This window comes from Mesorhizobium sp. Pch-S (assembly GCF_004136315.1).
Lineage (GTDB): Bacteria > Pseudomonadota > Alphaproteobacteria > Rhizobiales > Rhizobiaceae > Mesorhizobium.
Genome location: NZ_CP029562.1, coordinates 903,531 through 917,319 on the forward strand (window position 1 = coordinate 903,531; position 13,789 = coordinate 917,319).

The following is a 13,789-nucleotide window of genomic DNA, read 5'->3' on the forward strand; positions in this document are numbered from 1 at the left end:
CATGAACCAGCGAGCCACCACGTGACGGCACTGTCCGACGCGTCGCTGACCGCCCTGCCGGCGCATGTGGCGCGGCCGCGCTATGACCGTTCGGCCATCGTGCCGGGCATCGTGCATCTCGGCGTCGGCGCCTTTCATCGCGCCCACCAGGCGACCTATGTCGATGATTGCCTCGCCGCCGGCGAAACCGGCTGGGGCATCATCGGGGCATCGCTGCGCAGCACCGACACACGCGATGCCATGGCGCCGCAGGACTGCCTTTACACGCTGGCTGTGCGCAGCGGCCAGGGCGAGGATCTGCGCGTTGTCGGCTCGATGCTGTCGTTGCTCGTGGCACCCGAAGACCCGGCACGGCTGGTCGATGCGCTCTGCCTGCCCTCGGTGCGCATCATCACGCTGACCGTCACGGAAAAGGCCTATATGCGCAACGCAGCCGGCGGGCTCGACTTCAACCATTCAGATATCGTCTGGGACCTGGCCAATCACGATCAGCCGAAGACCATTTACGGCTTCCTCGTCGAGGCCATCCTGCGCCGGCAGGCAGCAGGGATGCCCCCCTTCACCGTGCTGTCCTGCGACAACCTGCCGGCCAATGGCGAAACACTGCGCCGCCTGCTGCTCGAATTCGCAAAGGCCCGTGGCGCAGGGCTTGCCGCCCATATCGACCGATCGATCGCCTTCCCTTCCAGCATGGTCGACCGCATCGTGCCGGCAACGACCGATGCCGACCGCGCACGCGTCAGCGCTGCGCTCGGCGTCACGGATTCCTGGCCGGTGCTCACCGAACCGTTTTGCCAATGGGTGATCGAGGACCGCTTTCCGGCCGGTCGGCCGGCGTGGGAGCGCTTCGGGGCCACCATGGTGGAGGATGTCCGCCCCTTCGAAGACATGAAGCTTCGCCTGCTCAATGGCTCGCATTCGGCGATCGCCTATCTCGGCCTGCTTTCCGGGCATGAAACAGTGGCGGATGCGTTCGGTGCCCCGGCGATCCGGCGCTTCGTACAGGGCCTTTGGAACGAGGCCATCCCTACTTTGCCGGCAGGGCTCGATACGCAAACCTATACCGGCAGGCTGACCGCGCGCTACGATAATCCGGCGCTGCAACACCGCACCGCGCAGATCGCCAATGACGGCAGCCAGAAACTGCCACAACGCATCGTGGCAACGGCGACCGAACAGGTTCGACGGAACGCCCCGGTCGATCACCTGACGCTGGTCATCGCCGCGTGGATCGCGGCCTGCGATGCACGCGGCCGCACACCGGATGCCGGCCAGTTCTCCGACCCGCTCGACGCAGGACTTGCCACCATATTCGCCGTCTCACAATCTGCTGCTGCCACCGTAACGCAGGTCTTCGACCTTGCCGGCTTTGCCTCGGGCCAGGCCGAACGGACGGAATTGCAGAACGCGGTGATCGCCCATCTCGAAACCATCCGCGCCGCTGGCATCGGCGCCGCAATCACAACTGTCTCGGGGGAATAGATGGAACAGACCTGGCGCTGGTTCGGACCCGACGATCCCGTCACACTCGCGCATGTGAGGCAGGCCGGCGCCACCGGCATCGTCAGCGCGCTGCATCACATGAACGATGGCCGCGTATGGCCCGACGACGAAATCGCCAAACGCAAGCAGGAGATCGGGCGAGCCGGCCTGACCTGGTCGGTGGTCGAAAGCATCGTCGTGCATGAGGAGATCAAGACCCGCACCGGCCGCTACCGCGACTGGATCGACAACTACAAGCAGTCGATCCGCGCCGTCGCCAAAGCCGGCATCGGCACCGTCTGCTACAATTTCATGGCCATCACCGACTGGACGCGCACCGATCTCGATTTTCCCATGCCGCATGGCGGCACCGCATTGCGCTTCGATGCCGTCGACTTCTGCGCCTATGACGTGCTGGTGCTGCAACGTCCCGGCGCCGAGGCCGACCATCCGGCCGAACGCATCGAGGCAGCTCGCAAGCGTCTGGCCGGCATGAGCGAAAGCACGCTGGCAACGCTGGAGAAAAACCTGATCGGCTGGGTGCCGGCGCGGGAATTCATCTTTGACCGCGCCAGCTTCCGGCGCGCGCTCGATGTCTATCGCGACATCACGCCGGACGGTTTCCGCGACAACCTCTTCGCCTTCCTGCGCGAGATCGTGCCGGTGGCCGAGGAGGCCGGCGTGCGCATGGCGATCCATCCCGACGATCCGCCCTTCCCGATCTTCGGCCTGCCACGGGTGGTTTCGACGGCTGCCGATGCACGCAAGCTGCTCGACGCCCACCGCTCGCCGTCCAACGGGCTGACGCTCTGCGCCGGCTCCTACGGCGCCAACGCGGCCAACGATCTCGTCGCCATGGCCGGGGAGTTCGCGCCTGACATCCACTTCGCGCATCTGCGCAACGTCACCAAGGAGCCAGACGGATCCTTCCACGAAGCCGAGCATCTCGAAGGCGACACCAACATGGTGCGGCTGGTGGCGGCGTTGATGCGCGAGGAAGCGCGGCGCAAGGCCGAAGGCCGCGCCGACTGGCAGATCCCGATGCGGCCCGACCACGGCCACGCCATCGTCGACGATATCGGCAAGAAGGTGAACCCCGGCTATTCCTGCATCGGCCGCCTGAAGGGCCTGGCGGAGCTGCGCGGCATCATGCGCAGCTTCGAGACTTTTGGCATTCCGGGCAAAGACGCCCAATGAAGAGGCTTCGCCTCGGAATTGTCGGGCTTGGCATGGCCTCGGCACCACACGCCCGTAGCCTGCTCGACCTTGCCGACCGCGTCGAGGTGGTCGCCGCCTATAGCCCGTCACCAGCGCGCCGCGAGGCTTTCGCGAACAACTACGGCCTGCCCACCTGCGACGACCCCGCCGCGATCTTCGATGATGACAGCATCGACGCCGTGCTCCTCCTGACACCGCCCAACACGCATCTCGAACTGGTGCGGCGGGCGGCAGCGGCCGGCAAGCACATCCTGCTCGAGAAGCCGCTGGAAACCAGCGTGGAGCGCGCCGAGGCCCTGGTTTCTGCGGCTGATGCCGCCCGCGTGAAGCTGGGCGTGGTGCTGCAGCATCGTTTCCGGCCGACCGGGATGGCTCTCGCCGAATTGTTGCGCGGCGGCCGGCTCGGCGCCCTCGTCAGCGCATCGGTGCACCTGAACAACTGGCGCCCGCAAAGCTATTATGACCAGCCGGGGCGCGGCACCAGGGAACGCGACGGCGGCGGCGTGCTGCTGACCCAGGCCATCCACACGCTCGACCTGCTGATCTCGGTGGCCGGGACACCAAGCGAAGTGACCGCCTATGCGGCGACCAGTCCCGTGCATCGCATGGAGACCGAGGATCTGGTGGCCGGCGCCATGCGCTTCGACAATGGCGCGATCGGCTCCATCACCGCCACCACCTCGGCCTATCCCGGTCACCCGGACGCCATCGACATCATCGGCACCAAGGGCATGGCGCGTCTGGAGGGCACGACGCTGTCGGCTGCTTTCCACGATGGCAGCGACTTCCACCTGGAAGACGAAGGCGCTGGTGGCGGCACCGGAGCCGATCCGATGGCGTTTTCCCATCAGCATCACCGCGCCGTGCTGGCGGACTTTCTCGAGGCGGTTGCGACAAGCAGCCAACCCAGGGTCAACGGCCACGAGGCGCTCAAGGTGCATCGACTGATCGATGCGCTGCTGCGCTCGGCCGATACCGGAACCCGACAACAGGTGGAAGCGCCAGAGCATGATCCCGAAAAGTGGAAACCGGTTTTCGGAACAGATCATGCCCCAACAAAGAGATAGAGCGGGATGTCGATTCAACGTAATCGCATTCCGCTCTAGCCTAGCAGCACCCGGCCATTTTCCGGCGACCGGTTCCATATCGCTGCTGCCTCGCGGCAGAGATCCAGCATCGCCGGCTGCGGCTGGGTTTCGTCGAGCCCCCGGCATGACCGCACATGGAGCAGCGCATCCTCGAAAGCCGGGAAGCGCTCGGGCCGCGCAAGGTGCAGATAGAGCGCGATGGTACCGGCGGAACGGCTGCGGCCGCCGCGGCAATGCACCAGCACATTGCCGGACCGGTGCGGCGGATAATGCGCCTTGCCCGGGCTCTGCTGGTTGATGATGCCGTGCAGGACCAACACGGCGCCGAGCAGATGATGGGCAATATTGCCCGGGCCGTCGATCAGGCCGATATGCGTGCGCCTGACGACCGAACCGTCGCCCAACGCCAGCGGTGGCATCTCGACGTTCACTGCCAGATTCATCGTCGAGGTGACGCCATTGCGCAAAAGCAGATCGGCATCGTTTGCCGCGACCGCGTTGCCGATGAACAGCGTCTTTCCGTTACCGTCGATATCCGCAAGCACCGGCAGCAGCACCGCCAGGCGATCCTCCTCTTCCTCGGTCATCGGCCGGTTGTCATTGTGGTTCATGTTCATGCTTGCAGTCCTATTCCGCCGCTTTCAGTAACTGGTCTCGACCGACAGGCAAGGGGATGACCCTTGTCCGGCAGAGGCGCTCGCCAAGCCATTGTTCGAGCAGAGGCATCTCCTCAAGCCGCACGAAAGCCGCCACGACTTTCCCGGCACGGGTGCGGGTGACGAGGTCCATCGTATCTTGCCACCGTGGGTGGACATTCCAGCGCAGCCATCGCGCTTCACCACGCTGCAGCATGTCCCAGGCAGGGGTCTGCGCCGGAACGTGGCCGGAGAACAGGAAACGAAATCCTTCGTTACGGCGCAACAGGAGCTGTGCCGCCAGTCCGGTTTCGGCATTAGCCTCGGTCGCCACGATCACCTTGTCCGCAGACCACTCGTCGGCGGGAGGCATAGAGCGGAGCAATTCAGCGATGCCGGCACGGCTGTCCGCGCTGATGATGCCGTCTTCGTCGCTGGCGAGTGACTGCATTTCCCGGCGCACGACAGGACAAGCGATCGCCTTCAGTCCGAGCCGGCTCAAGGCCAGCATCATCTCCGGCCCCCTGCCACCGGCCGGCACGCAGAGAACCGCACCGGGCGCGGCGAAATCGGCAATCGCTCCGACCTGTGAAGAAAGCGCCTCGTCGAAATCGCCATAGGACGCATCGGTTATGAGGCAGCCTGCGGCAGGCGGCTCGTCGAAAGGCAACAAGAGCGATTCCGCGCTCCAGTCGCCCATGTAGAGAACGCCGCCACAACAGGCGAAATGGACCCATATCCCGCCGGGCGCGTGACCGTTTCGGCCGACGGTAACCGGCAGACCGGCGATTTCGGCTTTGCCGCTGACCGGCAGCTGCACACGTCGCTCCGGCGGAAGCACCGCTCCGGAGATCTGGCTGAACGTCCGGCCTGTCGCATAGACGGGCGGATTGCCGAGCTGGGCTGCGAGGTCGAGCGAGCCGACATGATCGATATGAGCGTGGGAGAGGCAGATCGCGTCGACAGGCCCGACCTGCGAGAGATCGGGTTTCACGCCGGGCTGCGGGCCCTCACCCAGATCGAGGAGAATGCGGCAGCCATGCATCTCCAGCAGGAAGGCAGCCGGAAGCTTGCCGCCCTGCCCGCTGACAACCGTCAATTTTGCCAAGGCAGCACCCCTTTCGGCAGGTAGCGCGAGAAGCGGGTCGCCACCAGCATCAGCATCAGCACGGCCGCGATCATCAGGCAGCCGACTGCCGCAGCAAGCGTCGATGACCCGCCCTCCTCGAGGAAGACCACCATGGGACCGATGGTGCGGGCATTGGACGACACGAGCAGGATCGAGACCTGGATCTCGTTCAGGGCACTCATGAACACCATGACGCCGCCGGCGACCGCCGCCGGTGCGACCAGCGGGATGATGACGTCACGCATGCGCGCCAGGAAACCCGCGCCAGCCACCTGGGCCGCCTCCTCCATGGCCCGGTCGATCTGCGCGAAGCCGCCGAGGACGGGGCGCAGCGCGAGTGCCAGGAAGCTGGAAAGATAGGCGGCGAGAATGATCCAGACGGTGCCGTAGATACTGAAACCGAGAAACGGCAGCGGCTTCAGGAAGAACAGGATCATCGCCACGGCGAGAATGATGCCGGGCAGCGCATAGGCGAGCTCGCTGAAGAGATGCAGCAGACGCACCAGCGGGCCACGTTTCCAGACGATGAAATAGGCCATGAACAGCGATACGACCATCAGGATGACGACGGTGACGGACGTCAGCAGCAGGCTGGTCAGAAACGCGTTGCGGATCGAAGCCTGGTGGACGAGGGCATTGGCATAGTTGACCAGCGTCAGCGTCTTCCAGCTGAGCTCCTGTCCGAAGCCGTTGACCAGGGAGGTCGCGACGAGCGCCGACAGAGGCAGCGCCATGGTCAGGACGATGAACAGCCAGCTGGCTGCCTCGACGGCGGGACGCCAGCGGCCAAGCCTTATCTCGAGCGAGCGGCCGATGCCGTCGACGCGTACATCGCCACGCTGGCCGAGCCAGCCGCTGACGGCGACACCGACGATGGTCAACGTCGACAGAAGCAGGGCCAGAACCGCCATGTCGGCAAGCGCCGATGGACCGTAGCTGTTCATCTGCTGGTAGATCAGCGTGATCAGGGTGGGATATCGCGCCGGGATGCCCAGCATGGCCTGGATGCCGAAATTGCTGATCGAGGACACGAATGCCAGGGCAGCGCCCGCAAACAGACCGGCCCGCGCCAGCGGCAGGATGATGGTGAAGATCAGCGGCCAGCTGGTCGCGCCGGCAGCACGCGCGGCTTCTACCAGTTCGGCAGGCAGACGCCGAAGGGCTGCCCGCACGGTCAGGAACACCAGCGGCGCGTGATAGAAGCCCAGCAGCAGGATGATGCCGCCCGGCGAATAGAGCGGATGGCGTCCGCCATCATGCAGCGAAAGACCCAGCAGACCCAGAATCGGGCTCGACGGCGAAAAAGCCTGCACCCAGGCAAGGGCCGTCACCTGCGGCGGGATCATCAGCGGCAGCACGAAGGCGAAGACCCAGGCCGTCTTGAAGCGCATGTCGGTGAGCACGGTCAGCGCGGCGGCAACGGTGCCGAGCACCATCGCAAGCAAAGTGGACAGCAAGGCGACGACCAATGTGTTGGTCGAGGCGGTCAGGACCTTCTTCTTCCACAGCAGTTCGGCGACGTGGCCGAGGTCGATCACGCCGGCCGGCGCGATCGCGGTTATGGCAAGGCGCAGCAACGGCGCGAAGGACAGGCCGGCGACGAAGATCACCAGCAGCCCCAATACCACCCATTCAGCCTTGGGAAGAAGCGCCGGCAACCGCCGGCGCTCCTCGACCTTTTCCATGGCTATCAGCGCCATTTTCTATCTTTCTATCAACCGCCGAAGATCTTGGTGAACTTCTCGCGGGTCTCCTTGTCAGTCGCCACGGCCTTGTCGGCGTCCATCGGCAGGAGCTTGATCTCGGACAGTTTCGGGAAGCCGGCGGGCGGCGTGATCGACGGATCGATCGGCAGGTTGCCTTGGGTCACGACGAGTTCCTGGCCTTGCTTGGACAGCAGGAAGTCGATGAACTTCTTTGCACCTTCGGCATTCTTGGCGGTCGACATGATGGCGACCGGCTCGGTGATGAAGGAGACGCCATCCTTCGGGAAGATCAGGTCGACGGGCGAACCCTTTGCCTTGGCGCGGATGACGTCGGCGTCGGCGATGATGCCGTATTTGGCGAGACCGCTGGCGACGGCCTTGAGGGCCGGACCATTACCGCCTTCCGGCGCGATGTCGAGCTTGGCGAGGCCTTCATAGAACTCCCAGCCGATGCCCGGCACATTGACGACGCTGTGCAGATGGTTGAGCGCCGCACCCGAATAGAGCGGGCTCGGCACGGCGATCTGGCCCTTGTTGTCTTCCGTCAACAGGGCGCTCCAGGTTTCGACCGGCTTGGCCTTCTCGGTGTTGTAGGCGATGCCGGTGGAGATGATCTTGGTGCCGAAGAACGTCATGTCCTTGTCGTAGGTGCTCTTGTCATACGAGCCGACCGGGGCCTGCGGATAGGCCATCAGGCGGCCTTCCTTCTTCAACTGGCCAAGGTTGATGGTGTCGGCGACCAGGAGCACGTCCGGCTTGACGTCGCCGGCTTCGATTTCAGCGCGCAGCACGTTCAAGAGCTGGCTGGTGCCGTTGCGGGTCCATTCCACCTTGATGTCGGGATACTTGGCCTGGAAGGCGTCGACGGTCTGCTGGGCGATCTCGGGCGACTGCGACGTGTAGAGGGTCAAGGTTTCGGCGTTGACGGCCGTCCCGCTCAACAAGACGAGCATGAGGGCAGTGGTAAGGCGCATAAAGAACTCCTGTTGCTGTGAGAGAAGAAACCCGTCAGGCAGCGGCGGGAATGACCCAGCCATCGCTGATGCAGACCTGGATTGAGTCGTCCGATGGGATGGCGACATCCGCCGGCGCGTGCAGCGTCAGCTGCAGATCCGGCTCGGCGGTGACGAGGAAATCAACCTGGCTGTGATTGCCGCGATAGATGACCCGTTCGACCTTGCCGGCAAAGCCGGCTTCACCCGGCTGCGCCAGGCGCATCGCCGAGGTGTGGACGGAGAGCCTGGCCGAAGAGCGAACCTGCTCGCTCCTGCGGGCCCGGACACGATGGTCCTTGCCGAAGATGCTGACGATGGCGGCCTCAGCGTCAGGACGCACATCCTGCACGGGCAGCACCTGGCCGTTGCCGATGAAACGGGCGACCATCTCGCTCTGCGGCTCGCGATAGAGATCGCGCGGCCGGTCGAACTGCACCAGCCGGCCGCGATCGATCACCGCGATGCGGTCGGCCAGCGCCATCGCCTCGGACTGGTCATGCGTGATGTAGACCATGGTGGCGCCGGTATGCTTGTGGAAACGCACGAACTCGTTTTCCATCGACGCGCGCAGATGCACGTCAAGATTGGCCAGCGGCTCGTCCAGCAGCATCACGGACGGCCTGGCTGCAAGACAGCGTGCGAGGGCGACCCGCTGGCGCTGACCGCCGGACAGATCGGAGGGCGCGCGTTCGGCCAGAGCTTCCATGCCGACGACAGCCAGCGCATCACGGCTGCGCTGCAGACGCTCCTGCGAACTCGCGCCGGCGATCTTCAACGCGTAGCCGACATTGTCGGCCACGCTCATATGCGGCCAGAGCGCATAGTTCTGGAAGACAATGCCGATGTTGCGCTTCTCCGGAGGAACATTGGCCTCCCTGGAGGAAACGACGCGGTCGCCGAGCTGGATGGTGCCTTCATCCGGCGTTTCGAAGCCGGCAAGCAGGCGCAGCAGGGTCGTCTTGCCACAACCGGATGGCCCGAGAACCGCGATGAATTCACCGTCGACGATGTGCATTGCGACGCGATCGAGAACGCGTTTGCCGCCATACATCTTCGACAGGTCACTGATGACGATATCGGCCAAGATGGCTTTCCTCAACAATTTGAAAAGAAAAGATTTTTTCTTGATTTCGTACTCTGGACAATCGCATTGCAACTTCATAACAATGCTCTTGCACACGTGTGCAACCTAACCAGCTTGTGCTTCAGTTTTATGACGACAAAGACAAAAGTTCAGATTGTTCGCCGGTCCCCGGCAGCCCCGATGGAGCATGGACAATGAAGAGCGGCTTCATCACCGCGGCCGACGTTGCAAGGGAAGCGGGCGTTTCGCGTTCCGCTGTCTCGCGAACCTTTACTCCAGGCGCCAGCGTGTCGAAGGACGTGCGCGAACGCATCCTGCATGCCGCCGAAAAACTTGGCTACCGGGTCAACAGGCTGGCGCAGGGCCTGCAGATGGCGCAGTCCAATCTCGTCGGCGTGGTCGCCGCCAACCTGACATCGCCCTTCAACACCGCCTTGCTCGATGGCATCAGCGCGGCGCTGTTCAAGCGTGGCCTGCAATGCATGCTGTTGAATGCCGAAGCCGCGCGCGACGACATCGGCACCCTGGTCAATCAGGTTCTTGAATACCGGGTGCGCGCGGTGATCATCCTTTCAGGTGCGCCACCCGAAGAGATCATCGAAGCCTGCCTGCGCAACGACGTTCGCCTGATCCTGATCAACCGCGGCACGCTGCCGGGGAACGCCGACAAAATCGACACCGACGACCTGACCGGCGGACAGCTCGCTGCCGACCGCATGCTGGCGGACGGGCGCCGCCATGTCGCGATCGTGCGCAGCGGCAACGGCAGCGTCAGCCAGAGACGGCGCATCGAGAGCTTCGTTGCCCGCATGAGCGAGGCGGGAGCCAGGGTCACGCCGTGGATGAGCGGGCCGAACAGTTTCGAGACGGGGCACGAAGCCGCCCGCAAGCTTCTGGCCGATCGTTCGATCGACGGTGCTTTCTGCGCGACGGATCTCATTGCGCTCGGCTTCCACGACACCGCCCGCTTCGAGCTGGGCATCCAGGTGCCGCGTGACTTCTCCATCATCGGCTTCGACAACATCCCGGAAACCGCCTGGCCGTCGCACGGGCTGACCACGGTCAATCACCCGATCGACGCTTTCATCGAAGCCATCCTGAACTGCCTCGACGATGAGCGGCAGTTGTCCGAAGGCGCGCTGAACTTCACGATACCGGTCGCGCTGATCGAGCGGGGCACGACCGGCGCCTTCGATGCGCCATCAAATTAGCCGGCAGGCGGCCGCGACAGGTGCTCTGCGGCCGCCCTCCCCCGCAACGGGCTAGAAGCTGCCCTTCACGCCAACACCGAAGGTGCGCGGCATGGTCATGCTGGCCTCGACACCGCCGATGCCGCGGTTCTGCTGCATGTAGGTCGGCGCGCGTTCGTCGAAGATGTTCTTGACGTAGCCATAGACCTGCAGGTGCTCATTGAAATTGTAGCTCGCCCGGGCATCGGCGATCGTATAGGGCTCGATCAGATAGCTCGGCGTGTTGGCGGTGTCGGAATAGTACCTGTCCATATGGCGGACCTCGCCGGACAGGTTGAACTTTTCCGTCACGTCCCAGCTGGCGCCGAAGCTCAACATGTAGCCGGGCGACTTGGCGAACTCGTTGCCCTCATAGCTGACATTGCTGGAAATCCTGTCGATGCGCGTGCGCAACAGGCCGGCGCTCGCCTTCAGCGTCAGATTGTCTAGGACACGATAGTCCGCCCCGATTTCCAGCCCGTAGGCATGCGCCTTCTCGGCGTTGATCGTGTAGGATTGCGCGACGCCCGAGGAGATCACGACCGGGATCGTGTACTGGGCGTTCTTGAAATCCATGTAGAACAGATTTCCGTTCAGGGTGAGCGTGTCGTCGAGCAGGTTGGCGCGGGTGAACAACTCGTAGTTCCAGAGCGTCTCTTCCTCGAATGGCATCCACTTTCGCGCATTGAGGTTCAGCGAGACGCCGCCGGGATTGTAGCCGCGGTTGACCATCGCGCCCACGGTCAGGTCGGGCGTCACGGCATAAGCCAGCGAGACTTTCGGCAGCACGGCACTGAAGGTGGTGTCGAAGTTCACCGGCTGCGGTGCAAAGACCGACCTGCCGGCGCGCTGGATCTGGTCCTGCTGATAGCGAAGGCCGCCGGTCAACGTCCACACATCGGTCAGCCGGTAGCTCGCCTCGCTGAAGAGGCCGAGATTCTGTTTGGTGTCGTCGAAGGTCGACAGGCCGCTGAGATAGAGCACCTCGTCGCTCTTGGTGTGCGCATAATACACACCTGCCACGCCGCTCAAGGCATCGCCTGGCTCGCCGAAAGTCACCCGCGCTTCATTGGAGGCGTTCTTCTGCTCGACATCGGCATCGCCGTTGTTGACGAGGCCGGTGGTGCGATGCACGGACGAAGCCGAATACTGGGTCTGGTTGAAGAACTTGAAGCCGTTGCCGACGTCATAGCTGATGTCGAGGATGCCGGTGTTGGTGTCCTGCTTCCAGGTCGGCATCGTCGTGGTGATGTGATTGAGATCCTCGAACGGCATCGATGCCGCTTCCTGCGACGGCCGGTTCGAGCCGTTGTGCGAATAGGTGAATTTCGCCTCCAGGCCTGGAATTTCGGCCGGCTGCCACAACAGCTTGAAGCAGGCGTTCAGCGCCCGGAAATCCTGGTCGGTGTCGCCGTGCTGGAACTTGGTGCTGATGTAGTCGATGAAGGTGTCGCGGCCGGAATAGTCCACCGCCAGGCGCGCCGCGAGCTGGTTGTCGACGATCGGGCCGGACAGCATGAACGAGGCCCGCTTCGAATTGTAGCTGCCGATCTCGGCCTGATAGGCGCCCTCGGTCGTGAAGGTCGGATCCTTGGTGTTGACGATGATGGCGCCGGCGATAGCGTTGGCGCCCTGCGAGGTCGTCTGTGGTCCGCGGAAAACCTCGATGTTGTCGACGTCCCAGACCGACGCGGCGCCGAAATAGAACTCGTTGTAATTGAGGTAGTGCCCGTCCAGATTGATGGTGGCACGCGGCACCGTACCGCCCCAGAACGAACCCTGCCCCGTGAGGGGGCCTTGCGTGTCCTGACCACGGATGATCGGCGTGCTGACGGTGTCGGTGTAGACGACATTGGGCACGTCGCGGACCACCTCGGAAACGGAAGCGTCGCCGGTCTTTTCCTTGGCGATCTGTTCGCCGGTGATGACCGAGACGGAAGAGGCCGTGTCCTTGAGACTGCGCGCGATCTTTTCGCCGGTGATGACGATGCGTTCGAGCAAGGTACTGCTTTCAGCCGCGGCCTGCGGTTTTTGCTGCGCCGACGCCGCGGTCGCCGCGAACATCGAAACAATCGAAAGCGTGCTGGCGCCCACTCTTAGTGAGGCAAGAAAATGAGAAGGCATGAAGTCCCCGATCGCCCAAACAAGAAACGCTGGCTGGGAACGGACCGTGGCTCGCGGATTGAATGATGAATTCCACAATGCATAGCGCATTCCGCATGTCAACACGAAGAGTGCCTCTGTTGATCGAGGGTGCCTATGTTGCCACAGGCAAAGGCAGCGGCTGGGGAGTGTGATTGATCGCGGGGCCGAAGCACCGTAACGTCGCCGCGTCGTTAGCCGAGATAAGGCCCTCGTTCATTCCAGCCCTGATCTTGCCTGCATGATTGCCCCAGCCACGCTTTTGCCGCCCGGTACGGAACAGAACTTGTGAAATCAGACCACTCCGACGACGACGGCAGCAGTGCCGGCAAACGCTCGACCACCATCCAGTCGGTATCCATCGCCGCCCGCTTCCTCGATATCCTGGCGCGGGCCGATGGCCCATTGGCGCTGGGCGAAGTTGCCCGGCAGGGACGCACTGGCACCTCGACGGCGCATCGCTACATGCAGAGCCTGGTGCGCGAACGGCTGGTTGCCCAGGACCCGATGACCGGCCGCTACGATCTGGGGCCGGCCGCGCTCAGCATCGGCATCGGCGCCTTGCGGCGTATCGAGCCCATCGAAGTCGCAGCACGGCTGATGAAGACGCTGGCATCGGAAATCGCGGCAAGCTGTGGTGTCGCGATCTGGACCGACCAGGGCCCAACCATCATCCGCTGGTATCGCAGCTCGGATTTCTCGATCAGCACCGTCTCGCTCGGCGACGTGCTTCCGCTCGACAACACCGCGTGCGGCCTGGTCTTCCAGGCCTATCTGCCGCGCGAGACGGTCGCTGCGGCGCGCAAGCGGCAACCTGCCGCTTTCAGGGGCAACCCGCCCTCGAGGGAGACGCTCGATGCAGCGCGCGAGGCCGCCGGCGTCGAACTCAACGAGCATCTGTTTTCGCTGCTGACCGGCAAGGCAGCGCCGGTGTTCAACGCGCAGAACGAGATCGCCTGTGTCGTCACCACCGTTTCCTTCGTGAAAACGGCCGAAGCGACCGGTCATTGGCAACCTTGCGCGCCATGGCCGCGCAGGCCTCGCTCGAATCCGGAGCCTCCCGCGGCAGCGTGTGAGGTCG

At 63.8% G+C, this 13,789-nt stretch carries 10 protein-coding genes and 1 pseudogene; 5 read left to right on the forward strand and 6 right to left on the reverse strand.

The features are described from left to right. The first annotated feature begins 21 nt into the window (after nt 1-21). The 3 genes from C1M53_RS04235 to C1M53_RS04245 are packed head-to-tail and all read left to right on the forward strand — an operon-like array spanning nt 22 to nt 3,767. Entirely contained in the window at nt 22-1,482 is a 1,461-nt protein-coding gene (locus tag C1M53_RS04235; RefSeq protein ID WP_129411100.1) for a mannitol dehydrogenase family protein, read from the forward strand. Further along, nucleotides 1,483-2,679, forward strand: coding sequence for a mannonate dehydratase (gene uxuA / locus C1M53_RS04240; protein WP_129411101.1), 1,197 nt, complete (start codon nt 1,483-1,485; stop codon nt 2,677-2,679). Continuing rightward, a complete protein-coding gene (locus C1M53_RS04245) occupies nt 2,676-3,767 on the forward strand; it encodes a Gfo/Idh/MocA family oxidoreductase (RefSeq protein ID WP_129411102.1) in 1,092 nt (363 codons plus the stop codon). The genes uxuA and C1M53_RS04245 overlap by 4 nt, the downstream gene beginning before the upstream one ends. 35 nt (nt 3,768-3,802) lie before the next feature. Here C1M53_RS04245 and C1M53_RS04250 read toward each other — a convergent pair whose 3' ends face one another. Genes C1M53_RS04250 through C1M53_RS04270 form a run of 5 tightly spaced genes read right to left on the reverse strand, consistent with a single transcriptional unit; the run spans nt 3,803 to nt 9,337 of the window. Continuing rightward, nucleotides 3,803-4,405: a dual specificity protein phosphatase gene (locus C1M53_RS04250; protein WP_129411103.1), complete on the reverse strand. Its 603-nt coding sequence runs from the start codon at nt 4,403-4,405 to the stop codon at nt 3,803-3,805. A 10-nt stretch (nt 4,406-4,415) separates the two neighbouring features. After that, nucleotides 4,416-5,531: an MBL fold metallo-hydrolase gene (locus tag C1M53_RS04255; RefSeq protein WP_129411104.1), complete on the reverse strand. Its 1,116-nt coding sequence runs from the start codon at nt 5,529-5,531 to the stop codon at nt 4,416-4,418. Continuing rightward, a complete protein-coding gene (locus C1M53_RS04260; RefSeq protein ID WP_129411105.1) occupies nt 5,519-7,252 on the reverse strand; it encodes an iron ABC transporter permease in 1,734 nt (577 codons plus the stop codon). Before C1M53_RS04260 ends, C1M53_RS04255 begins: the two co-directional genes overlap by 13 nt. 14 nt (nt 7,253-7,266) lie before the next feature. Beyond that, complete coding sequence (locus C1M53_RS04265) at nt 7,267-8,232, reverse strand: ABC transporter substrate-binding protein (RefSeq protein ID WP_129411106.1); 966 nt, start codon at nt 8,230-8,232, stop codon at nt 7,267-7,269. 34 nt (nt 8,233-8,266) lie between these two features. After that, entirely contained in the window at nt 8,267-9,337 is a 1,071-nt protein-coding gene (locus C1M53_RS04270) for an ABC transporter ATP-binding protein (protein WP_129411107.1), read from the reverse strand. A gap of 194 nt (nt 9,338-9,531) precedes the next feature. Between C1M53_RS04270 and C1M53_RS04275 the strand changes: the two genes are divergently transcribed. Continuing rightward, nucleotides 9,532-10,548 carry a LacI family DNA-binding transcriptional regulator gene (locus C1M53_RS04275; protein ID WP_129411108.1) on the forward strand — a complete coding sequence of 339 codons (1,017 nt, stop codon included), beginning with the start codon at nt 9,532-9,534 and terminating at the stop codon, nt 10,546-10,548. A 51-nt stretch (nt 10,549-10,599) separates the two neighbouring features. Here the strand turns inward: C1M53_RS04275 and C1M53_RS04280 are convergent, their stop codons facing one another. Then, nucleotides 10,600-12,630, reverse strand: a complete 2,031-nt coding sequence (locus C1M53_RS04280; protein ID WP_245488439.1) for a TonB-dependent receptor — start codon at nt 12,628-12,630, stop codon at nt 10,600-10,602. A 366-nt stretch (nt 12,631-12,996) separates the two neighbouring features. Here C1M53_RS04280 and C1M53_RS04285 point away from each other — a divergent pair. After that, a pseudogene (locus tag C1M53_RS04285) lies at nt 12,997-13,784 on the forward strand (IclR family transcriptional regulator). Nucleotides 13,785-13,789: the final 5 nt, after the last annotated feature.

Bases quoted from the DNA above. Each gene is read 5' to 3' on its own strand.
- C1M53_RS04260 (WP_129411105.1), bottom strand. From the start codon at position 7,252: ATGGCGCTGATAGCCATGGAAAAGGTCGAGGAGCGCCGGCGGTTGCCG.
- C1M53_RS04245 (WP_129411102.1), top strand. From the start codon at position 2,676: ATGAAGAGGCTTCGCCTCGGAATTGTCGGGCTTGGCATGGCCTCGGCA.
- C1M53_RS04280 (WP_245488439.1), bottom strand. From the start codon at position 12,630: ATGTTCGCGGCGACCGCGGCGTCGGCGCAGCAAAAACCGCAGGCCGCG.
- uxuA (WP_129411101.1), top strand. From the start codon at position 1,483: ATGGAACAGACCTGGCGCTGGTTCGGACCCGACGATCCCGTCACACTC.
- C1M53_RS04265 (WP_129411106.1), bottom strand. From the start codon at position 8,232: ATGCGCCTTACCACTGCCCTCATGCTCGTCTTGTTGAGCGGGACGGCC.
- C1M53_RS04250 (WP_129411103.1), bottom strand. From the start codon at position 4,405: ATGAACATGAACCACAATGACAACCGGCCGATGACCGAGGAAGAGGAG.
- C1M53_RS04275 (WP_129411108.1), top strand. From the start codon at position 9,532: ATGAAGAGCGGCTTCATCACCGCGGCCGACGTTGCAAGGGAAGCGGGC.